Consider the following 23272-nt stretch of genomic DNA (forward strand, 5'->3'; position numbering starts at 1 on the left):
GTGAGGGGAAAAGGGGATTTTGAAAGCAATATTTTTAATCACGTCGGTTGCTATGCTTGCCTTGCTCGCGGCATGTGAAACAGTGCCACCCGACGCGCCGCCGCGCCCGCCTTCCAAACCAGAGATGTCGCCCGTCCTTCCTTCATGGTCGACCATGACGTGGGTGATGGGGTTCTGGAAATGGAGTGGGACGGAGTGGGTCTGGATTCCTGGTCACCTTGCCCCCAAACCCTAAAACAAACTCAACGCACGCTTACGAATGAGAATCAGCACGCCCGTCGTCCTTCTGTCGATTGCTTTCCTTGTACCAATGACGGGATATACACAGCAGGCCCAGACGCATGCGGACCAAGCCGCCGCAGCACGGGCGAACGCCGAGCAGGATCGACAGGCGCAGCAGCACCGTGACGTGCAGCAGCGCGACGCGGCCGTGCGTACTCCTTCCGTGCGTTCCGATGTACCGAAGGCCGAAGCGTATCCGGCGCTTCCTGCCGAAACGCCGTGCATGGCTGAACCACTACGCAGGGCAATGCGTCGGTAAGCAAGGCGTCGACGTGTTAGTCAAAGGGCTATCCCAGGCAATTCTGGCGCGCGGCTACGTCACGACACGCGTGCTCGTTCCCGAGCAAGACCTATCGACCGGCACGCTCAAACTCTCGCTGATTCCGGGCACGATTCACCATGTGCGCTTCGCTGATGAAAAACTGCGGGGTACATGGAAAACAGCTTTCCCCACCCGCGACGGTGAGGTGCTGAACCTGCGCGACCTCGAACAAGGCCTCGAGCAAATGAAGCGCGTATCGAGCCAGGACGTGTCGATGCAAATCGTTCCGGGCGAACATCCTGGCGAAAGCGACGTCGTGCTCGACGTAAAGCGCGGCAAGCCGTGGACGGTCGTCGCATCGGTCGACAACGCCGGCACGCGCGCGACCGGCAAGCTGCAAGGCAACCTGTCGCTTGGCATCGACAACCCACTCGGCTTGAACGACGTCTTCAACATCGACGTGAGCCAGGATCTCGAATTCGGCGACAAGCGCCTTGGCTCGCACGGCTGGAACAGCTTCTACTCGATTCCATGGGGCTACTGGACGGCCACGCTGTCCGCCTACACGAACACGTACTACCAGCAGATTGCCGGCGTGAACCAGACATTCGTCGCGAGCGGCAATTCGAAGACGGTTGATTTCAAGTTGGCCCGCGTGTTGTCGCGTAGTCAGAACGACGTATTCGGCGCCTACGTTCGCCTGTCGCGCCGTTTCGGACAAAGCTTTATCGAAGACACCGAGATCTCACAGCAGCGCCGCAATAACACGATGATCGAACTCGGCCTGACCGATCGCCACTACTTCGGCGGCGCACAGCTCGACGACTCGCTTGCATATCGTCAAGGTGTCGGTGGATTGGGCGCACAGGACGACACGTTGGCGGCCGGTGGCGGGCCAACCTATCGCTTCAAGATGGCGGTGTTCGACGCGAACCTGTCGGTGCCGTTCGCGATCGGCAAGCAGCCATTCCGCTATGTCGGCACATTCCACGGCCAGTACACCGGGAACACGCTGTACTACATCGACGACCTGACGATCGGCAGCCGCTACACGGTACGCGGCTTCGACGGTGAAACGATGCTGGCCGCCGCACGCGGCTTCTACTGGCGCAACGAACTGCAGGCGGCGATCGGCCAGACGGGGCAGGCACTTTATGCGGGACTCGACTATGGTCGCGTATGGGGCCCGCAGCCTGTCGTCCTCGTCGGGACGCAATTGGCCGGCGCCGTGATCGGCATAAAGGGCAGCGTGGGCACGCGATTCGGAGCCTATGCGTACGATCTCTTCGCGGGTACGCCTGTCTACAAGCCGTCGGGTTTTCCGACTGCGCGAGTGACGCTCGGTTTTCAGCTGACTGCTCAGTTCTGAATAAACACGGTCTTGTTTGTCATGACGGAACCTATCTCGGTCAATTGCGAGGGGTAAGTGCACCCCGCCGGCGGTATCGGGCGGAGGTCTGCCCTTATCCCGCGCCAAAACGTCGGCTCAAGCCCGTGACCAGCCGACGGTGTAGAGAAGAGCACGCGAGCATTCTGACAACCGTACGCTCTTCTCCAACCACCAGGACCGTGTGCCTCGGAGTCAGCCTCGTTCCGCCGAGTAGTGCGTATCGAAAACCGCGCGCAGCGTCGACGAACCGGTCGCGAAATCCCCCCACAGCGGCCCGTCGTTCTGCGCGAACGCGAACGGCGTCTTATTGATCGACGCGAGGCGGAAGCGCCATTGCGCGGCTTCCTGGCGGAACGCGGTGAGCTGCATGTCGGACAGCCCCGTCTGCGCGTTCGCGAGCGTGACGAGCGGATCGACCGGATCGTTCGCAACCCGCACCTCGAAGTGCAGGTGCGGGCCGGTGGCCGCGCCCGTCATCCCGACCGAGCCGATGCGCTGGCCCTGCTTCACGGTTTCGCCGACCTTCAGCCCGCGAGCGTATGCGGACAGGTGCGCGTAGTACGTCGAATAGCCGTCCGCATGATCGACGATCACATAGCGGCCGTAGCCGCCCGGATCGGTGCCGACGAACGACACGACGCCGTCGGCCGCCGCATCGACCGGCGTGCCGCTCGGCGCGGCGAGATCGACGCCCGTATGGAACGCCATCGCCTGCGACAGCGGATGGATGCGCTCGCCGAAGAACGAACTGATGCGCGTCCACTTGACCGGCATCGTGAACGCGGCGGCTTCGAGCGGCGAACCGTCGAGCGTGTAGTACGCACCGTGCTCGGCGCCCGGCGCGCGGAACCAGATCGCACCGAACGTGCGGCCGGCGACGCGCAGCTCGAGCGCGGTGAGGCGCGGCGTGCCGTCGTTCGTGTCGAACGCGACGCGGTAATAGTCGCCGCGCTGCGCACTCGCGCGCATCGCAACCTTGCCGGTGACGAGGTCGCCGAACTGGATGCGCACTTCGGGCGGCACGTCGAGACGGTTCAGCGTATCGGACAGCGTGAGCTCGATGTCGCCCGCGCGCATCCCTTGCCGGTGATCGGGCGACGCGAACTGGAACAGGCTCGTGTAGCCGAGCATGTCGTTGCGATGCGCGCTGAGCGGCGCGAACAGGCCCGGCTGCAGGCTGCGATCGTTGTTGCGATCGAGATGTTCGTTGCGCTCGCCGATCGTGCGCGCGAGCTCGCTCGTCACGAAATGCTGCGCGGTGGGAAACGGCGTATCGGACAGCACGCGCTGCGGCAGCGCGGTCGTGCCCGAATCGACGGCGCCCGGCAGTTGCGACACGGCCGGCAGCGCGGCGGCGAGGCCGAATGCGGCGAGGGCGCCGAGCACGGCAGCCGGCACGAGCGCGCGCACGGCGCGCTGCGCGCGACCGGGCGCGACGGCATCAGGGGTTGCGACAGGCTTGACCAAGGTGTCCACATCCAGGAAAGCGGTTCAAAGGGGTGTGGGCGGGGGCCGCCGGCGGCACATCCGTCGAACGGCGACGGGGCGGGCGGCGGGCGTGCAACAAAACAGGCCCCGCCAGGGGCCTGTGTCGTTTCCGTTCGACCCAACCTGCGGGGCGGTGCCCGCTTCGAACGGCGGCGTGCATACCGGGTCGAACCCGGTTATCACGAAGACGCTAAAGAAAGATGACAGCGTCAGTCTACCGATGTTCCGCGAAACGTTAAAAATTTTAAAGAGGGTCGGCTCACTCGTTTCGCACTGCGGTAAGTCGGGTTAAATCAGCATTTGTTACGACGATTTTCGTTGGTCAGGCAATTTTTGCGTGCGCCGACGCAGCGCGGCGGACGTGCGCACGGCGTCGAAACCGGCGTCGAGCATCGCCTCGGCGTCGTTCCACAGATTGCCGCGCAGCCGGTTGGTCCAGATCATCGACGCGAACACGCCTTCGAGCAGCGACACGAGATAGACGGCGGCCAAATGCACGTCGAGATCGGCGGCAACTTCGCCGGCTGCGATCGCGCGACGCAGCAACGCCTTCGTGATCCGCAGCATCTGTAGCTCGAGCAGCATGCGCCGCCGCTGCAGCGCGCTGTTTTCCTCGCTCTGCTCGCATTTCGTATAGAGGATCACGAGTACGCGCTGCATCGGGCCCGGCTCGCCGCATTCCTGCAGGTAGTGCGACGCGGCGCGCCGCAATGTAGCGAGCGGCCGCAGGCCGTCGCCCGCGTCGAATCCTTCGGACGTGCGCGCGAACGCGCGATCGCACATCGCCAGACACACGTCCATCTTGTTGCGGTAGTGGCCGTAGACCGCGCCCCGCGACATCCCGGCCGCCTCGGCGAGGTCCGCCATCGCGGTTTGCGCGACGCCTCTTTCGAGCAGCACGAGCTCGGCGGCGTCGAGGATCCGGTGCTTGATGGCGAGCGATTCTTCCCGGGTCTTGCGGGCCATGTCGTGAAATTCCTTACAGTTCGCTGTCGTTTTATTGAGACAGTGCGTCAGTCGATTGAAAGCGGATGTATTTAATCAGTCGTGACTGATTATAATCGGCCACCCTGAGCCGCCGCATTGTATCGGCGGCGAACGATCCGAGGTCGGAACATGAATAACACACGCACCCTGTGGCGCCGCATGCGGCTGGCGCCGTTCGCGCTCGCGGCGCTGCTGGCCGTGGCCGGATGCGGAAAGGGCGACAAGGACACCGCAGCGGAGACCGCGAAGCAGGCCACCGTCGTGACGGTGCGCCCGACGGCCGTGCCGATGACCGTCGAACTGCCGGGCCGGCTCGACGCGTACCGGCAGGCGGAAGTCCGCGCGCGAGTCGCGGGCATCGTCACCGCGCGCACTTACGAGGAAGGCCAGGAAGTGAAGCAGGGCGCGGTGCTGTTCCGCATCGATTCCGCGCCGCTGAAGGCCGCGCGCGACGCCGCGCAGGGCGCGCTCGCGAAGGCGCAGGCCGCCGCGCTCGCGGCGACCGACAAGCGTCGCCGTTACGACGATCTCGTGCGCGATCGCGCGGTGAGCGAGCGCGACCACACCGAAGCCGTCGCAGCCGATACGCAGGCGAAGGCCGAGGTCGCGTCGGCGAAGGCCGAACTCGCGCGCGCGCAACTGCAACTCGACTACGCGACCGTCACCGCGCCGATCGCGGGCCGCGCACGCCGCGCGCTCGTGACCGAGGGCGCGCTCGTCGGCCAGGACCAGGCGACGCCGCTCACGACCGTCGAGCAGCTCGATCCGATCTACGTGAACTTCTCGCAGCCGGCCGCCGACGTCGACGCACTGCGCCGCGCGGTGAAGAGCGGGCGCGCGACGGGCATCGCGCAGCACGACGTCGCGGTGACGCTGCTGCGCGCCGACGGCACCGCGTATCCGCTGAAGGGTAAGCTGCTGTTCAGCGATCTCGCGGTCGATCCGACCACCGACACCGTCGCGATGCGCGCGCTGTTCCCGAATCCGGAGCGCGAGCTGCTGCCGGGCGCGTACGTGCGGATCGCGCTCGACACGGCGGTGGACCAGCGGGCGATCCTCGTGCCGCGCGACGCGCTGCTGCGCACGGCCGACCGTACGTCGGTGCGTGTCGTCGGCGCGAACGGCAAGGTCAAGGACGTCGAGGTCGCGGCCGACCAGATGAGCGGCCATGGCTGGCGCATCACGCGCGGCCTCGCGGGCGGCGAGCGCGTGATCGTCGACGACGTCGCGCAGTTCGCGCCCGATACGGCCGTCCAGCCCGTCGAAAAGGCGCCGCCGTCGAAGGCGGCGCCGGCAGCAGCCGCATCGCAGGCGGCCGCCCGTCAAACCTGACCGGTTCAAACCAACATGGCACGTTTCTTCATCGATCGCCCCGTCTTCGCGTGGGTGATCGCCATTTTCATCATGCTGGGTGGCCTGTTCGCGATCCGCGCGCTGCCCGTCGCGCAGTACCCGGACATCGCGCCGCCCGTCGTCAGCATCTATGCGGCGTACCCGGGCGCGTCCGCGCAGGTCGTCGAGGAATCGGTGACCGCGCTGATCGAGCGCGAAATGAACGGTGCGCCGGGGCTGCTGTATACGTCCGCGACGAGCAGCGCCGGCGCGGCGTCGCTGTACCTGACGTTCAAGCAGGGCGTGAACGCCGATCTTGCCGCCGTCGAAGTGCAGAACCGGCTGAAGACGGTCGATGCGCGCTTGCCCGAGCCCGTGCGCCGCGACGGCATCCAGGTCGAGAAGGCCGCCGACAACATCCAGCTCGTCGTGTCGCTGACGTCCGACGACGGCCGGATGACGGACGTGCAGCTCGGCGAATACGCGTCGGCGAACGTCGTGCAGGCGCTGCGCCGCGTCGAGGGTGTCGGCAAGGTGCAGTTCTGGGGCGCCGAATATGCGATGCGGATCTGGCCCGACCCGGTGAAGCTGGCCGGGCACGGCCTCACCGCGTCGGATATCGCGTCGGCCGTGCGCGCGCACAACGCGCGCGTGACGATCGGCGACATCGGCCGCAGCGCGGTGCCGGACAGCGCGCCGATCGCGGCGACCGTGTTCGCGGACGCGCCGCTGAAGACGCCGGCCGATTTCGGCGCGATCGCGCTGCGCGCGCGGGCCGACGGCGCCGCGCTGTTCCTGCGCGACGTCGCGCGCATCGAATTCGGCGGCAACGACTACAACTATCCGTCGTACGTGAACGGCAAGGTCGCGACCGGGATGGGCATCAAGCTCGCGCCGGGTTCGAACGCGGTGTCCACCGAGAAGCGCGTGCGCGCGACGATGGACGAGCTGTCCCGCTACTTCCCGCCGGGCGTGAAATACCAGATCCCGTACGAGACGTCGTCGTTCGTGCGCGTGTCGATGAACAAGGTCGTCACGACGCTGATCGAGGCTGGCATGCTGGTGTTCCTCGTGATGTTCCTGTTCATGCAGAACCTGCGCGCGACGCTGATTCCGACGCTCGTCGTGCCGGTCGCGCTCGCGGGCACGTTCGGCGTGATGTATGCGGCCGGCTTCTCGATCAACGTGCTGACGATGTTCGGGATGGTGCTCGCGATCGGCATCCTCGTCGACGACGCGATCGTCGTCGTCGAGAACGTCGAGCGGCTGATGGTCGAGGAGGGGCTCGCGCCGTACGACGCGACCGTCAAGGCGATGCGGCAGATCAGCGGCGCGATCGTCGGAATCACCGTGGTGCTGACGTCGGTGTTCGTGCCGATGGCGTTCTTCGGCGGCGCGGTGGGCAACATCTACCGGCAGTTCGCGCTGTCGCTCGCGGTGTCGATCGGCTTCTCGGCGTTCCTCGCGCTGTCGCTGACGCCCGCGCTGTGCGCGACGCTCCTCAAGCCGGTGTCAGGCGACCATCACGAGAAGCGCGGCTTCTTCGGCGGGTTCAACCGCTTCGTCGCGCGCGCGACGCAGCGCTATGCGACGCGGGTCGGCACGATGCTGAAGCAGCCGGTGCGCTGGCTCGTCGTGTACGGCGCGCTGACCGCGGCCGCGGTGCTGATGCTCACGCAATTGCCGAGCGCCTTCCTGCCGGACGAGGACCAGGGCAACTTCATGGTGATGGTGATCCGCCCGCAAGGCACGCCGCTCGCGGAAACGATGCAGAGCGTGCGCGCCGTGGAGTCGGCGATCCGCCGCGACGAGCCGGCCGCCTATACATATGCGCTCGGCGGCTTCAACCTGTACGGGGAAGGGCCGAACGGCGGGATGATCTTCGTCACGCTGAAGAACTGGAACGAACGCAAGGCCGCGCGCGATCACGTGCAGTCGATCGTCGCACGCATCAACGAACGCTTCGCGGGCACGCCGAACACGACGGTGTTCGCGATGAACTCGCCGGCGCTGCCCGACCTCGGTTCGTCGAGCGGCTTCGACTTCCGGCTGCAGAACCGCGGCGGGCTCGACTACGCGACGTTCAGCGCCGCGCGCGAGCAACTGCTCGCGGCGGGCGGCAAGGATCGCGCGCTCACCGACCTGATGTTCGCGGGCACGCAGGACGCGCCGCAGCTGAAGCTCGACATCGATCGCGCGAAGGCGTCCGCGCTCGGCGTGTCGATGGACGAGATCAACACGACGCTCGCGGTGATGTTCGGCTCGGACTATATCGGCGACTTCATGCACGGCACACAGGTGCGGCGCGTGATGGTGCAGGCCGACGGGCGGCACCGGCTCGATCCGGACGACGTGAAGAAGCTGCGCGTGCGCAACGCGCGCGGCGAGATGGTGCCGCTCGCCGCGTTCGCGACGCTGCACTGGACGATGGGGCCGCCACAGCTCACGCGCTACAACGGCTATCCGTCGTTCACGATCAACGGCTCGGCCGCGGCCGGCCACAGCAGCGGCGAGGCGATGACCGCGATCGAGCGGATCGCCGCGAAGCTGCCGGCCGGCATCGGCTATGCGTGGTCGGGGCAGTCGTTCGAGGAGCGGCTGTCGGGCGCGCAGGCGCCGATGCTGTTCGCGCTGTCGGTGCTCGTCGTGTTTCTCGCGCTCGCGGCGCTCTACGAGAGCTGGTCGATTCCGTTCGCGGTGATGCTGGTCGTCCCGCTCGGCGTGATCGGCGCGGTGCTCGGCGTGACGCTGCGGATGATGCCGAACGACATCTATTTCAAGGTGGGGCTGATCGCGACGATCGGGCTGTCCGCGAAGAACGCGATCCTGATCGTCGAAGTCGCGAAGGATCTCGTCGCGCAGCGCATGTCGCTCGTCGACGCGGCGCTCGAGGCCGCGCGCCTGCGGCTGCGGCCGATCGTGATGACGTCGCTCGCGTTCGGCGTCGGCGTGCTGCCGCTCGCGTTCGCGTCGGGCGCCGCGTCCGGCGCGCAAACGGCGATCGGCACCGGCGTGCTCGGCGGCGTGATCACGGCGACCGTGCTCGCGGTGTTCCTCGTCCCGCTGTTTTTCGTGATCGTCGGCCGCCTGTTCGACGTCGGCCCGCGCCGGCGCGGCGGCGCGCAGCCGACGACGATGGAGGGTTCGCAACCATGATGTTCGCGCTGAATGCACGCGCCGCGCGGCGGGCTCCGCTCGCGCTGGCCGCCGCGCTCGCGCTCGCCGGGTTCGCCGGGTGCTCGCTCGCACCGCGTTACGAGCGTCCGACGGCGCCCGTGCCGGCGACTTATGCGCCGGTCGACGGCAGTACGGCGCCGGTGACCCAATCGAGCGCGGCACAGGATGCCGCGCTGCTCGACGACTGGCATGCGTATTTCACCGATCCGGCGCTGCAGGCGTGGATCGACGCGGCGCTCGCGAACAACCGCGACCTGCGGATCGCGGCCGGCCGACTCGAGGAAGCGCGCGCGCTGTACGGCGTGCAGCGCGCGGACCGGATGCCGTCGATCGATGCGAATCTCGGCTATGAACGCGCACGCCAGTACGATCCGGTCGTGCGCGAAAGCGCGATCAGCGGGCTGTATCGGGCGGGCGTCGGCGTCAGCGCATACGAGCTCGACCTGTTCGGCCGCGTGCGCAACCTGTCCGACGCGGCGCTCGCCGAGTATTTCGCGACCGCCGATGCGCAGCGCACGGTCCGTATCGGCGTGATCGCCGAAGTGGCGGGCGCGTACGTTTCCGAACGATCGTTGCACGAGCAACGGGCACTCGCTCGGCGCACGCTCGATGCGCGCGAACGGATGGCCGCGCTCACGCAGCGCCGCTATGCCGCCGGCACGAGCGACGCGATCGAGCTGCGTTCGGCCGAGATGCTGGTGGCGTCCGCGCGCGCGTCGCAGGCCGCGCTGCAGCGCGAGCATGCGCAGGCCGTACGGGCGTTGCAATTGCTGGCGGGCGACTTCGCGCGCAACGTGCCCGACGACGCGACCGCGCTCGACACGCTGTCGATCGCACCCGTGGCGCCCGGCGCGCCGAGCGCGCTGCTCGAACGGCGGCCGGACGTCCGGCAGGCCGAGGCGCGGCTGAGGGCCGTGAACGCGAACATCGGCGCGGCGCGCGCGGCGTTCTTCCCGCGCATCGCGCTGACGACCGACTACGGGTCGGTGAGCGACGCGTTCTCGAGCCTGTTCGCGGCCGGCACGAGCGTGTGGACGTTCGCGCCGCGCATCACGCTGCCGATCTTCGCGGGCGGCCGCAATCGCGCGAATCTCGACGTCGCGCACGCACGCAAGGACATTGCGGTCGCCGAATACGAGAAGGCGGTGCAGACCGCGTTTCGCGAAGTGGCCGATGCGTTCGCCGCACGCGACTGGATCGACCGGCAGCTCGCCGCGCAGCAGGACGTGTATGCGGCGGACGGCGCGCGGCTGAAGCTCGCGGAGCGCCGCTACGCGGGCGGCGTCGCGACCTATCTCGAGCTGCTCGACGCGCAGCGCAGCACGTACGAGTCGGGACAGGAGCTGATCCGGCTCAGGCAGCTCAGGCTCGCGAACGCGATCGCGCTGTATCGCGCGCTCGGCGGCGGCTGGGCGCCGGCTACGGCGGAGGCCGCGGCTTCCGCGTGACGTGCGACGTGCCACGCATCGCCTGACGCCGCAGCGGGTCGGGCGACATGGAGGCGGCCGTACGATGCGTCGTGCGGCCGCCTTTTGCCGCTCGGCATCGGCGCTTCCTGACGCTGTTCCCCGCATCCTTTTCATCTCCCGGCAGGGCGCAGGCCGCTTGCCCGCCATCCGCACCCGGCGACCGATCGTGTCGCGCTCCGGTGCAAACGTGTGCCGCGTTTCTTCCCGTTTCATCTCGTCCAATCGGGCATGCCGGCCGCGTTCCAGCGGCCGCGCATGCATGCGATTCAAGTTCGGCAATTGACGATTGGATTGATCAACATATTGGAATGAATGGCGACGGCAAAGTGTCGCGGTAAAGCGTTTGTATTCTTGCGCAATCGTTTGCGTGATAAATCCGTGTTGATGAAAGGCCATCGTTAATTTCCTGTCAGTTGAAAATTATTCGATATTCGAGTTGTAATCGGACAACGATGGCGGCATTGGACAATGTTTTGTCCTTTGAGCGTCGGTCCTGCGCAAGCCAATGCCAGCAAGGAAGAACGCGGTGCCGGTGATTGTCGGAAAGGAATTCCATTAATCTTCAATCGGTTCCGTAAAATCAAAAAGGACTGCGGATAAAATCCCCGTCATTGGAAATCAAAAAGAAAGAGTGGCGTTTTGGAAGGGTAAATCGAACATTGTCAGATGCATTTGACAATGATTTACAGAAATCTTTCATGGTTATCTCGATAATGCACGCCTCGTGCCGGGCGGGAGTCGCCATACGCTGCCGTTTGTATCCGTCACGTTGTCCATTCCATTTGCATTTCTCACGGGAAACGTCATGAAAAAATCCATCCTGAGCGCTGTCGCACTCGCGGCCCTGTCCACCTCGGCCTTCGCGGCGGGCACCGGCACGATCAACTTCACGGGCGAGATCGTCGCGGGCGCATGCGGCATCGATTCGGGCTCGGTCAACCAGACCGTGAACCTCGGCAAGGTGCCGACCAACGTGTTCAAGCAAGCCGGCGACAAGTCCACGCCGACCAACTTCGACATCAAGCTGACCGATTGCGACACGAGCGTCGCGAAGAACGCGTACTTCACGTTCACGGGCACGTCGAGCGCGGGCCAGCCGAAGCTGCTCGCCACGATCGGTTCGGCAACCAACGTCGGCATTCGCCTGCAGGCCGCGTCGGGCGAATACCTCGACAACGGCGCCGAGCAGAAGGCGCCGACCGTGCTGCAGAACGGCACGAACATCGCGCGCTTCGCGGCGATGTACGAAGCGACGGCAGCCGGCGTGACGCCGGGTACCGCCGACGGCGTCGCGAACTTCACGGTCCGCTACCAGTAAGCGTCCGTACCGGAGGAGGAGGGCGTGCATGCCTTCCTCCTCATCTTTCCTCCCGTTTCCGTTCTCCTCGGACTCCCGGTAGCACCGCGTGCGAATCAGACATTCCTTCCTTTGCGTCTCCGTGCTGGTCGTTGGCAGCCAGAGCCAGGCGACGGAATTCAATTCGTCGTTCCTCGACATCGACGGAACGCGCAACGTCGACCTGTCGCAGTTCTCGCAAGCCGACTTCACGCTGCCCGGCGAGTACATGCTCGACGTGCAGGTCAACGACCTGTATCTCGGATTGCAGCCGATCGAATTCGTGGCGGTCGATGCGACGGGCGCGGGCAAGCCGTGCCTGCGACCGGCGCTCGTCGCGCGGTTCGGCCTGAAGCCGTCGCTGGTCAAGGACCTGCCGCGCTTCCGGGGCGGCAGTTGCGTCGACTTGGCCGCGATCGAAGGGGCGACCGCGCGTTACCTGAAAAGCGACGGGCGGCTCAAGATCACGATTCCGCAGGCCGCGCTCGAGTTCACCGATTCGACCTACCTGCCGCCGGAGCACTGGTCCGAAGGGATTCCCGGCGCGATGCTCGACTATCGCGTGATCGCGAACACGAACCGCAACTTCGGTGCGGGCGGCGGCCAGACGAACGCGATCCAGGCGTACGGGACGGTCGGCGCGAACTGGGAGGCGTGGCGTGTTCGCGGCGACTACCAGGCGCAATCGAACGTGGGCAACACCGCGTACGCGGACCGCACGTTCCGCTTCAGCCGGCTGTATGCGTTTCGCGCGCTGCCGTCGATCCAGTCGACGGTGACGTTCGGCGACGACTACCTGAGCTCCGACATTTTCGACACGTTCGCGCTGACGGGCGCGTCGATCCGCAGCGACGACCGCATGCTGCCGCCGTCGCTGCGCGGCTATGCGCCGCTGATCTCGGGCGTCGCGCGCAGCAACGCGACCGTGACCGTGTCGCAGGCCGGCCGCGTGCTGTACGTGACGCGCGTGTCGCCGGGCGCGTTCGCGCTGCAGAACGTCAACACGAGCGTGCAGGGCACGCTCGACGTCGCGGTCGAGGAAGAGGACGGCAGCGTGCAGCGCTTCCAGGTGACGACGGCCGCCGTGCCGTTCCTCGCGCGCACCGGCCAGTTGCGCTACAAGGCAGCGGTCGGCAAGCCGCGCCTGTTCGGCGGCGCCGGCGTCACGCCGTTCTTCGGTTTCGGCGAAATCGCGTACGGTTTGCCGTTCGACGTCACCGCCTATGGCGGCTTCATCGCCGCGTCGGGCTATACGTCGATCGCGCTCGGCGTCGGTCGCGATTTCGGCGCCTTCGGCGCGGTGTCGGCCGACGTCACGCATGCGCGGGCGCGCCTGTGGTGGAACGGCGCGACACGCAACGGCAACTCGTATCGCATCAACTATTCGAAGCACTTCGACGGGCTCGACGCGGACGTGCGCTTCTTCGGCTACCGCTTCTCGGAGCGCGAGTACACCAGCTTCGCGCAGTTTTCCGGCGACCCGACCGCGTACGGCCTCGCCAACAGCAAGCAACGCTATTCGGCGACGCTGTCGAAGCGCTTCGGCGACACGTCGACCTATTTTTCCTACGACCAGACGACCTACTGGGCGCGTGCGAACGAGCAGCGCGTCGGCCTGACGCTCACGCGCGCGTTCTCGATCGGCACGCTGCGCAACCTGAACGTCAGCGTGTCGGCATTCCGCACGCAGAGCGCCGGTGCGAGCGGCAACCAGTTCTCGGTCACCGCGACGCTGCCGATCGGCGGCCGCCACACCGTCACGTCGAACCTGACGACCGGCAACGGCAGCACCAGCGTGAACGCCGGCTACATCTACGACGATCCGGCCGGCCGCACCTATCAGGTCAATGCGGGCGAGACCGACGGCCGCGCATCGGCGAACGCGAGCTTCCGGCAGCGCACGTCGGCGTACCAGCTCACCGCGCAGGCATCGACGCTCGCCAATGCCTATGCGGCCGCGTCGCTCGAAGTCGACGGCTCGTTCGTCGCGACGCAGTACGGCGTGTCCGCGCACGCGAACGGCAATGCGGGCGATACGCGGCTGCTGGTGTCGACCGACGGCGTGCCCGACGTGCCGCTGTCCGGCACGCTCACGCGCACCGATTCGCGCGGCTACGCGGTGCTCGACGGCATCTCGCCTTATAACGTGTACGACGCGACCGTCAACGTCGAGAAGCTGCCGCTCGAAGTGCAGGTGACGAATCCGATCCAGCGCATGGTGCTGACCGACGGCGCGATCGGTTTCGTGAAGTTCTCCGCCGCGCGCGGCAGCAACCTGTACCTGACGCTGACCGACGCGGCCGGCAAGGCGCTGCCGTTCGGCGCGTCGGTGCAGGACGCGGCGAACGGCAAGGAACTCGGCATCGTCGGCGAGGGCGGCACGGCGTTCCTGATGCAGGTTCAGCCGAAATCCGCGCTGGCGGTGCGGGCGGGCGAACGCACGCTGTGCACGATCGACGCACTGCCGAACCAGCTCCAACTCGAAGGCACGCCGATTCCGGTGACGTGCCGGACACCGAGCGAGTCGCATGCGGCGGCCGCGCGGGTCGACCGATGATTTTCATGGATCCAGCGATGAAGAACGCTTTTCCCCTTGCTTTCCCGCGGCGCGCGCTGTGCGTGTTCGCGAGCGCCGGCGCGATGCTGGCAGGCGCCGCGCAGGCGGCGATCGTGCCCGATCGCACGCGCGTGATCTTCAACGAAGGCGAGCAGGCCGCGATCGTGACGATCACCAACAAGAGCGCGACGTATCCGTATCTGGTGCAGTCGTGGCTCGAGGACGCGAAGGGCAACAGGACCACGTCGCCGATGATGGTCGTGCCGCCGCTGCAACGCATCGAGGCGAACGAGCGCAACGTGCTGCGGATCGCGAAGCTGCCGGGCACCGGGTTGCCGGCCGATCGCGAAACGGTGTTCTACCTGAACATCCGCGAAGTGCCGCCGAAGACCGACACGCCGAACACGCTGCAGATCGCGCTGCATACGCAGATGAAGCTGTTCTACCGGCCGAAGGCCGTGCAGCCCGCGCGCGACGAGGACTGGACGCTGCCGATGACGCTGCGGGTGGATGCGGCCGCGCACAAGCTGGTGTTCGACAACCCGACGCCGTACCACGTGACGGTGGTCGACGTGAGCGCGGGCGCGCAGAAGACGCCGGTGCCGATCGAGCCGGTGATGGTGAGCCCGATGAGCACGGCCGACGTGCCGTTCAAGGCCGCGACGCCGGCGACGCTGTTCGTCACGCATATCGACGATTACGGCGGCCAGGTGGCGGTCGAGTATGCGTGCGACGCGGGTGCGTGCAAGAGCGTGAAGAAATGAGCGCGGGCATGCGCGATCGGATGGCGCCGGCGGCTTGGTTGCGCTGGGTCGTACTCGCGCTGCTGATCGCGGCCGCGCAGCCGGCGTGGGCGCTGCGCTGCCTGACGAACAGCGGCGCGACGTCGTTGACCGAGCCGATCGGCGGCGTGGCGTCGTATCCGACCGACGCGCCCGACGGCTACGTGATCTGGGTGTCGCCGGTGCGCACGACGTCCGGATATTGCTACAAGGATCTGGGGGACGCCGGCAGCCTGAAGGTTGTCGACAACGTCTACTTCTACGCGAATCCGAATCGCACGGACCCTGTCGCGTGGGGGCTCGAGATCGGCATCCGCTACAAGGGCGTCGATTATTTCGACAAGACCAGCAATCGCGGCGGCGGGGTGTTTACCGGCTATGCGGTGCCGCCGTGCAGCCGGTACGACTTCGACCGCGGGCGTTGCCAGCGCACGAACATCAGCATCGACTACCAGGTCGTCGTGCGCAAGAAGGGCAACTGGGTCCAGCCGCCGAGCGATATCTACACGGTGTTCCAGTTCGACGGCGAGTTCGGGCTGAATGCGTTCGGCACGAGCTTCCAGTACCGGCTGAGCGGCCTGCGCAACCTCAAGCCGACGCCGTGCTTCGTCGACGTGCTCGTGACGCCCGAACCGGGCATCGTCAATTTCGGGCAGGTGCAGGCGGCCGGTAACGGCTTCATGCCGGCGGTGCCGCGCAAGCGGTTCTCGTTGTCGTTGACCAAGAAATGCAACGTCGCGGTGCGGGTGGACGGGTATTTCGAAACGAGCTTTCCGGTCCAGAACGGCTTGCTGGTGCCGGCGAAGGACAGCAATTTCGGGATTGGCATCGAGGATGGCCAGGGCAAGGCCATTCCGTTCAACCAGCAGTTCACGCTGGCTCAGTTCGCGTCCAACGTGATGAACCAGAGCGTGCCGATGGACGCGGTGCTGAAGTCGTTCGGCCCGCCGAAGATCGGACGATTCGATGCGACGGCGACGATCCGGTTGTTCATCTACTGACGGCGGGGGGGCGCGGCGGCATGCGTGCCGTCGGATCGCGGAAACAGCTTGCCGGCGTCACGCAAGCCGTGCGGATCGCGCGGCCGGCGTCGCGCGTCGATGCAGGGCGGGGCCGACATCATGGACCTCGGCCGTTTCGGCCGTCCGGCAATTTCCTTTGGCGCGGAAAGCTTGCCGTGCTCCGCGGACACCTCGCGTTCATCCCGTCCGTCAACGCGGACATTCCGGCAATTGATCAGACAAATCCCGACAATTCAAAGGGTCATCTCGTAATCGGATTGAGAATGATTTGCGTTTACGTTAAATTCCCTTATCTCGGAATTTGACGGAGCAGATCGATGGCGATGGCGGAAGTGCTCGACCGACCGACGGCGGCAGCGGCAAACCCGTTCCTCGGCAGTTATCCGGACTTGCCGGCGCGCGCCGCGCCGCGCGTGCGCCGGGCGTCCGAGCCCCGTGCGCAGGGCGCGCTGCTCGACGTGCTGATCTCGCATCGCGCGATGCTCGTCAACGTCGCGCGCGGCTTCGTCGGCTGCGCGAGCCGCGCGGAGGACATCGTGCACGACGTATTCGTGAAGCTCGTCGAATTCCCCAATCAGGACGCGGTGCGCCAGCCGGTCGCGTACGTGACGCGGATGGTGCGCAACGCATCGATCGACGCGTGCCGCCGGCAAAGCCTCGAAAACGTCTATCACACCGAAGAGGACGACGGCTTCGACGTGCCGTCGCCCGAGCCGACGCCGGAAGCCGCGCTGATGACGCGCGACACGCTGCGGCGCGTGTGGGCCGCGCTCGACGACCTGCCGGCGCGCAGCCGGGCGGCGTTCGAGATGGTGCGGCTGCGCGAGGAGACGCTGCAGACCGCGGCGCGCGCGCTGAACGTGTCGCAGACGCTCGTGCATTTCATGGTGCGCGACGCGGAGCGCCACTGCGCGGAATGCCTCGACGCGTGCCACCGCGGCGTCGCCTGCCCGGTGTTCCTGGGCGGTCGCGCACGGCGGCGGTAAAAAAACGCGCCGCCCAACCGTCTATCAGACAGGAGCGGCCGAATGCGCCGCTTCGCTTCCTTCAACCGCCCAGCGATTTCCGATCATGACGCAAGCCCCGACGCCTTCCGCCGACACCGACGATCTCGTCTATACGGTCGTCATCAACGACGAAGAACAGTATTCGATCTGGCCGACGTTCCGGCCCGTGCCCGCCGGCTGGCGGGAAGTCGGCGTGAGCGGCCCGAAGGCCGACTGCCTCGCGCACATCGAAACCGTCTGGACCGACATGCGCCCCGCGAGCCTGCGCCGCGCGATGGACGGCGAGCGCGCGACGCGCGCGTCGTGACCCGTTGCGCCGCATGTGCGGCGCGTCACCTGAAGAGGACGTTGCATGACCCTGCTTTCGTTGCCGACGCTCGACGACCTGCGTATCGAGCCGGGGCTGCCCACCGTCGTGTCGCCGCGCGGCAACGACGGGATGTCGATCGACGACGTCGCGCCGCTCGCGCGCGAGATCGCGGCCGACACGCTCGAACGGGCGGGCGGCGTGCTGTTCACGGGCTTTCGCGTGCCGTCGATCGACACGTTCCAGCAATTCGCGGCCTCGTTCGGCGATCCGCTGATCGGCTATGAATACGCGTCGACGCCGCGCAGCCAGGTCGAGGGCGCGGTCTACACGTCGACCGAATACCCGCCGCACCGCGCGATTCCGCTGCACAACGAGCAGTCGTACACGCGCGAATGGCCGCTGCGGATCTGGTTCCACTGCGCGCTCGCCGCGCCGAAGGGCGGGGCGACGCCGATCGCGGACAGCCGCGCCGTGTACCGCGCGCTCGATCCGGCGCTCGTCGCGCGCTTCGAGAAACGCGAGCTGCTGTACGTGCGCAATTTCGGGCAGGGGCTCGATCTGCCGTGGCAGCAGTCGTTCGGCACCGACGAGCCGGCCGAGGTCGAGCGGATGTGCGCGGCGCGCGGCATCGAATGCGCATGGCGCACGGACGACGACGGCGAGCTGCTGCTGCGCACGCGGGAACGCTGCCAGGCCGTCGCGCGTCATCCGCGCACGGGCGAGCGCGTGTGGTTCAATCAGGCGAACCTGTTTCACCTGTCGGCGCTCGACGACGACATGCAGGAAGCGCTCGTCGACGCGGTCGGGCTCGAGAACGTGCCGCGCAACGTGTATTACGGCGACGGCGAACCGCTCGAGGCCGATGCGCTCGCGCAGATCCGCGGCGTGCTCGACCAGCAGCGCATCGTGTTCCCGTGGCGCACCGGCGACGTGCTGATGCTCGACAACATGCTGACCGCGCATGCACGCGACCCGTTCGAGGGGCCGCGCAAGGTCGTCGTCGCGATGGCGCAGAGTTACACGGTCCCGCGCGACCGAACGGAGGATTGATGACGCGTAGTACCGCCGCGCTTGCCGCGCGCGGGCTGTCGGTGGGATATCGCGACCATGTCGTGATCGACGGGCTGGACCTGTCGATCGCGGCCGGCCGCGTAACCGCGCTGTGCGGACCGAACGGCTGCGGCAAGAGCACGCTGCTGCGCACGCTCGCGGGCCTGCAGCCCGCGCGTGCCGGCCAGGTCGACGTGAACGGCAAGCCGCTCGCGTCGTTTCGCCGTCGCGCGCTCGCGCGCGAGCTGACGATGCTCGCGCAGTTCAACCAGATTCCGTCGGGCCTCACGGTGCGCGAGCTCGTCGCGTACGGGCGCTATGCGTACGGCGGCTTCCTGCGCGGCCTGTCGCGGGCCGATCATGCGGCGATCGACGAGGCGCTCGACACGAGCGGCCTCGCGGGCGACGCGGAACGCGACGTCGGCGCGCTGTCGGGCGGCGAACGCCAGCGCGCGTGGATCGCGATGGCGCTCGCGCAACAGGCGCCGATCGTGCTGCTCGACGAACCGACGACCTATCTCGACATTCATCACCAGCTCGACATCCTCGATGCGCTGCGTGCGCTGAACCGCGCACGCGGGCTGACGATCGTATGGGTGCTGCACGACCTGAACCAGGCGGCCGCGTACAGCGACGAGATCGTGCTGATGCGCGCGGGCCGCCTCGTCGCGCAGGGCACGCCGGACGCGATGCTCGATCCGGCGCGACTGCGCGCGGCGTTCGGCGTCGAGATGCTGAAGCTCGCGCATCCGCAGACGGGCGCGCCGATGTGCGTGCCGGCCTACGGGCCGTCGACCGACGGCGCGCCGCCACAGGCGGCCGGCGTCTTCGACCGGGATCTCGCCGTATGACGACGTTCGCGATGCGCAAGCGCCTCGCGGCGACGGGCAGGGGCGCGGCGAAGGGGCGGGCCGGCGCGATCGCGTTCGGCCTCGTCGCGCTGATCGCGCTGCTCGCGGCGCTGCGGATCGCCCCCGATCTGCGCGTGTGGTGGGCCGCGGCGCCCGGCAGCGATGCCGCCGCGCTCGCGCACGTGTTCCTGTTCGACCTCAACCTGCCGCGCGTCGCGGCCGCGCTCGTCGCGGGCGGCTGCCTCGGCATCGCCGGCGCGCTGTTCCAGTCGCTCACGCGCAATCCGCTCGCGTCGCCCGACCTGCTCGGCGTGACGGGCGGCGCCCAGCTCGGGCTGCTCGCGGCGATGCTGGTGCCGGCGCTGGCGGGCGTCGCATCGGTGCCGCTGTTGTTCGTGTGCGGGCTCGCGGCCGCCGCCTGCGCGATCGTCGCGGCGGGCGGCTGGCGCGCGACGCCGTTGCGGCTCGTGCTCGCGGGCAGCGTCTGCATGCTGCTGTTCGCGGCGCTGTCGACGCTCGTGCTCGCGTTCTTCGAGCAGAACATCGCGGGCGCCGCGCTGTGGACCAACGGCAGCCTGTACCAGCCGGGCGCGACGGGCCTCGCGCTCGCCGCGCGCTGGCTCGTCGTGCCGCTCGTCGCGCTGCCGTTCGTGATCCGGCCGCTGAATCCGCTCACGCTCGGCGACGATGCGGCGGCCGCGGCCGGCGTGCGCGTCGATGCGACGCGGCTCGCCGCGACGATCGTCGCGGTCGCGTTCACGAGCGTGGCCGTCAGCATCGCGGGCCCGCTGTCGTACGTCGGCCTCGTCGCGCCGAACCTGCTGCGCCAGGTGCGCGGCGCCCGCGCGGCGCGGCTCGGTGTCCTGGTGCCGCTGTCGGCGCTCGCCGGCGGTGCGCTCGTGCTCGTCACCGACAGCGCGGTGCTCGCGTCGGGCCTCGATGAGACGCTGTCGACCGGCGTCGCGATCGCACTGGTCGGCACGCCGCTGATGCTTGCGATGATCCGGCGCGGCGCCGCGTGGTCGGGCGTGCTGCACGCGGATGCCGAACGCGCCGCGGGCGGCGGCTCGACGCGGCTCGTCGGCTGGCTCGAACGGCCCGGCTGGCCGTTGCGCACCGTGCTGTTCGTCTTGGCGGGCGGCCTGGTCGTGTTCGTCGGCGTGTCGGCCGGCCCCGAATGGCTGTCGCCCGCGCGCTGGTCGGCCGCGCTGTCCGGTCACGACGCGCTCGCGCGGATGCTGATCGACCTGCGCATGCCGCGCCTGCTGTGCGCGCTGCTCGCCGGTGCGTTGCTGGCAGTCAGCGGCGTCGCGATGCAGAGCGTCGTGCGCAATCCGCTCGCGGGCCCCGAAGTGCTCGGCGTGACGCAGGGCGCGGGGCTCGTCACGCTGTTCGCGTTGTCGACGTGGCCGCTGATGGGCCATGCGACGCTTGCCGCCGCCGCGCTGATCGGCGGCGGGCTGTCGCTCGCGATCACGCTCGCGCTGAATCACCGCCATCGCTACGCGCCGCTCGCGGTTGCGCTCACCGGCATCGTGATCGGCGCGCTGTGGACCACGCTCGCGCAGTGGCTGATCACCCAGGAAAGCGTGCAGCCCGCGCGCTTCGTCGTGTGGCTCGTCGGCGGCACGTACGGCCGCAGCTGGGGCGAGGTGTCGATGCTGCTGCCGTGGTGCGTGCTCGCGGTGCCGGTGTTCGCGTGGCTCGCGAAACCGCTCGACATGCTCGCGCTCGGCGACGATCAGGCGGCCGCGCTCGGCCTGCCGGTGGCCGCGCTGCGGCCGCTCGCGCTGACGATCGCGACGCTCGCCGCGTGCGCGGCCGTCGCGGCGGTCGGGCCGGTCGGCTTCATCGGGTTGATGGCGCCGCACGTCGCGACGATGCTCGGCGCGCGCCGGCATCGCACGCGGCTGTGGCTCGCGGCGGCATGCGGCGCGCTGATCCTCGGCGTCGCGGATCTGGCGGCGCGCACCGTCGTCGCGCCGCGCGAAGTGCCGGCCGGCGTGCTGACCGCGCTGATCGGCGCGCCGTACCTGCTCGGGCTGCTGATTCTCGAGGGGCGCCGCGCCCGGCGCGCGGGGCGATGACGCCGGCGCTCGACGGCGCGCGCGCCACGCGCTTTTCGGCGTTCGCGCCGGAACCGTTCGCCGAGCACCTCGACGTCGTGTGGCTCGGCATGCCCGACGACGCGCATGCGCCGGGGCGCGTCATCGTGCCCGTCAGCGCGTTGCCCGCGCACCGCGACGCCGTGCTCGGCGCGATGGTCGACCATTACGGCGGCGATCCCGCGCAGCATGCGCGCGCGCTGATGTCGCAATGGAGCAAATACTATTTCGGCCGCGCGGCGCCGGCCGGCGTCGTCGCCGCGCTGACGCTCGGCCGTCCGCTCGACATGACGCCCGAACGCACGTTCGTCGCGCTCGACGACGGAATGCCGGCCGCGCTGTATTTCGCGAGCGATGCGCTCGGCGCGCCGTGCGACGAACCCGAGCCGCGCTATGCGGGGCTCGTCGCGCATCTCGGCGCGGTGATCGACCTGCTCGCGGCAATGGGCCGCGTCACGCCGCGCGTGCTGTGGAGCAACGCGGGCAACCTGCTCGACTATCTGCTCGATACGTATCGTGCGCTGCCGTGCGCGGCCGATCCCGTCCGCGATGCGGACTGGCTGTTCGGTTCGGCCTGCGTGCGCGGCGAATCGAATCCGCTGCGCCAGCCCGTGCGCGATGCCGTGCCGCGCTCGCCGCTGCTGCCGACGCCGTTTCGCGCGCGCCGCGTGTGCTGCCTGCGCTACGAAATTCCTGGAGAAACGCAACTGTGTGGAAGCTGCCCCCTGCTACTGACGATGGACGACGCGGCGCTGGCCGGGCAGGACGCGATCCGGTGACGCACGCCGGCCGCCGGCATGTGCTCGGCACGCTCGCGGCCGCGCTCGGCGCCGCGTGGTGCGGCGCGTTTTCCGCATCGGCCGCCGCCGCTTCCGTGGCCGGAGGTGCCGGCGGTGCGCAGGGCGGCGTGTCGCTGGCCGGCAATCCCGTCGTGTCGCAGGCCAGCGCGAGGATGCCCGTGAGGCCGCAGCGCGTGGTCGCGCTCGACTTCATGTTCGCGGAAAGCGTGATCGCGCTCGACCTCGTGCCGGTCGGGATGGCCGATACCGCGTTCTACCCGGGCTGGCTCGGCTACCGCAGCGAGCAGCTCGCGCACGTGACCGACATCGGCTCGCGGCAGGAGCCGGGGCTCGAGGCGATCGCGGCGGTCAAGCCCGACCTGATCATCGGCGTCGGTTTCCGGCACGCGCCGATCTTCGACGCGCTCGACCGGATCGCGCCGACGATCCTGTTCCAGTTCAGCCCGAACGTGTCGGAAGACGGCGTGCCGGTCACGCAACTCGACTGGATGCGGCAGATCTTCCGGACGATCGGCGCGGTGACGGGGCGCGACGCGCGCGCGCAGGCGGTCGAAGCGCAACTCGACGCCGGCATCGCGCGCAACGCGGCGCGGCTCGCGGCCGCGGGCCGCCACGGCGAGCGCGTCGCGCTGCTGCAGGATCTCGGCTTGCCCGATCGTTACTGGGCCTATACGGGCAACAGCACGTCGGCGGGCCTCGCGCGCGCGCTCGGGCTCGATCCGTGGCCGCGGAAGCCGACGCGGGAGGGCACGCTGTACGTGACGTCGGCCGATCTGCTGCGGCAGCGTGACCTGGCCGTGCTGTTCGTGACCGCGTCGGGGATGGACGTGCCGTTGTCGTCGAAACTCGATTCGCCTGTATGGCGTTTCGTGCCCGCGCTGCGTGAGCACCGGATCGCGCTGATCGAGCGCAATATCTGGGGATTCGGCGGCCCGATGTCGGCGCTGAAGCTGGCCGACGTGATGACCGATACGATGCTGAAGCTGCCGCGTTGAGCGCCGGGCGCGCTTCGAGCCGCGGACGACGCTGCATTTGACGGGCAGGGCGCGGCGACCGGCCTGACGA

Annotated in this window: 17 protein-coding genes and 1 pseudogene; 16 read left to right on the forward strand and 2 right to left on the reverse strand. The window is 68.2% G+C overall.

The genetic code is table 11. The features are described from left to right. The first annotated feature begins 52 nt into the window (after positions 1-52). Positions 53-235 carry a CDI system lipoprotein BcpO gene (bcpO, locus tag QZM72_RS20675; protein WP_089467392.1) on the forward strand — a complete coding sequence of 61 codons (183 nt, stop codon included), beginning with the start codon at positions 53-55 and terminating at the stop codon, positions 233-235. A gap of 24 nt (positions 236-259) precedes the next feature. Beyond that, positions 260-1913, forward strand: a pseudogene (locus tag QZM72_RS20680) (ShlB/FhaC/HecB family hemolysin secretion/activation protein). Positions 1914-2126: 213 nt separating this feature from the next. On the opposite strand, the gene QZM72_RS20685 reads toward QZM72_RS20680, so the two are convergent. Together QZM72_RS20685 and QZM72_RS20690 are read right to left on the reverse strand one after the other, a co-directional pair. Beyond that, positions 2127-3401: a M23 family metallopeptidase gene (locus QZM72_RS20685; RefSeq protein WP_301739053.1), complete on the reverse strand. Its 1275-nt coding sequence runs from the start codon at positions 3399-3401 to the stop codon at positions 2127-2129. A gap of 324 nt (positions 3402-3725) precedes the next feature. Continuing rightward, positions 3726-4388 (reverse strand): TetR family transcriptional regulator, encoded by a 663-nt coding sequence (locus tag QZM72_RS20690; RefSeq protein WP_301739054.1) that lies wholly within the window; start codon positions 4386-4388, stop codon positions 3726-3728. Between the two features lie 150 nt (positions 4389-4538). Here QZM72_RS20690 and QZM72_RS20695 point away from each other — a divergent pair, with 150 nt between their 5' ends. From QZM72_RS20695 to QZM72_RS20760, 14 genes are all read left to right on the forward strand, one after another. After that, on the forward strand, positions 4539-5741 hold the full coding sequence (locus QZM72_RS20695; protein ID WP_301739055.1) for a MexX/AxyX family multidrug efflux RND transporter periplasmic adaptor subunit: 1203 nt from the start codon (positions 4539-4541) through the stop codon (positions 5739-5741). Between the two features lie 15 nt (positions 5742-5756). Then, positions 5757-8897, forward strand: a complete 3141-nt coding sequence (locus QZM72_RS20700) for a multidrug efflux RND transporter permease subunit (RefSeq protein WP_301739056.1) — start codon at positions 5757-5759, stop codon at positions 8895-8897. Next, entirely contained in the window at positions 8897-10366 is a 1470-nt protein-coding gene (locus tag QZM72_RS20705) for an efflux transporter outer membrane subunit (protein WP_301739130.1), read from the forward strand. Before QZM72_RS20700 ends, QZM72_RS20705 begins: the two co-directional genes overlap by 1 nt. 826 nt (positions 10367-11192) lie before the next feature. Further along, positions 11193-11705 carry a fimbrial protein gene (locus QZM72_RS20710; RefSeq protein WP_301739057.1) on the forward strand — a complete coding sequence of 171 codons (513 nt, stop codon included), beginning with the start codon at positions 11193-11195 and terminating at the stop codon, positions 11703-11705. A gap of 121 nt (positions 11706-11826) precedes the next feature. After that, the gene (locus QZM72_RS20715) at positions 11827-14280 is read left to right on the forward strand and encodes a fimbria/pilus outer membrane usher protein (protein WP_301739058.1); all 2454 of its coding nucleotides are present in this window, start codon (positions 11827-11829) and stop codon (positions 14278-14280) included. A 17-nt stretch (positions 14281-14297) separates the two neighbouring features. Next, positions 14298-15044, forward strand: coding sequence for a molecular chaperone (locus QZM72_RS20720; RefSeq protein WP_301739059.1), 747 nt, complete (start codon positions 14298-14300; stop codon positions 15042-15044). Then, complete coding sequence (locus tag QZM72_RS20725; protein ID WP_301739060.1) at positions 15041-16063, forward strand: fimbrial protein; 1023 nt, start codon at positions 15041-15043, stop codon at positions 16061-16063. The genes QZM72_RS20720 and QZM72_RS20725 overlap by 4 nt, the downstream gene beginning before the upstream one ends. Positions 16064-16401: 338 nt before the next feature. After that, entirely contained in the window at positions 16402-17070 is a 669-nt protein-coding gene (locus QZM72_RS20730) for an RNA polymerase factor sigma-70 (RefSeq protein ID WP_301739061.1), read from the forward strand. Positions 17071-17155: 85 nt separating this feature from the next. Further along, on the forward strand, positions 17156-17398 hold the full coding sequence (locus QZM72_RS20735) for an MbtH family NRPS accessory protein (protein ID WP_006476052.1): 243 nt from the start codon (positions 17156-17158) through the stop codon (positions 17396-17398). A 45-nt stretch (positions 17399-17443) separates the two neighbouring features. Continuing rightward, positions 17444-18451, forward strand: a complete 1008-nt coding sequence (locus QZM72_RS20740) for a TauD/TfdA family dioxygenase (protein WP_069620685.1) — start codon at positions 17444-17446, stop codon at positions 18449-18451. Further along, the gene (locus tag QZM72_RS20745; RefSeq protein WP_301739062.1) at positions 18451-19302 is read left to right on the forward strand and encodes an ABC transporter ATP-binding protein; all 852 of its coding nucleotides are present in this window, start codon (positions 18451-18453) and stop codon (positions 19300-19302) included. The genes QZM72_RS20740 and QZM72_RS20745 overlap by 1 nt, the downstream gene beginning before the upstream one ends. Then, positions 19299-21389, forward strand: a complete 2091-nt coding sequence (gene fhuB / locus QZM72_RS20750; protein WP_301739063.1) for a Fe(3+)-hydroxamate ABC transporter permease FhuB — start codon at positions 19299-19301, stop codon at positions 21387-21389. The genes QZM72_RS20745 and fhuB overlap by 4 nt, the downstream gene beginning before the upstream one ends. Next, entirely contained in the window at positions 21386-22186 is an 801-nt protein-coding gene (fhuF, locus tag QZM72_RS20755) for a siderophore-iron reductase FhuF (RefSeq protein WP_089467406.1), read from the forward strand. The genes fhuB and fhuF overlap by 4 nt, the downstream gene beginning before the upstream one ends. Continuing rightward, on the forward strand, positions 22183-23202 hold the full coding sequence (locus tag QZM72_RS20760; RefSeq protein ID WP_301739064.1) for an ABC transporter substrate-binding protein: 1020 nt from the start codon (positions 22183-22185) through the stop codon (positions 23200-23202). Before fhuF ends, QZM72_RS20760 begins: the two co-directional genes overlap by 4 nt. The last annotated feature ends 70 nt before the right edge of the window (positions 23203-23272 follow it).

This window comes from Burkholderia sp. AU45388 (genome assembly GCF_030481585.1).
In the GTDB taxonomy this organism is placed as follows: domain Bacteria; phylum Pseudomonadota; class Gammaproteobacteria; order Burkholderiales; family Burkholderiaceae; genus Burkholderia; species Burkholderia sola.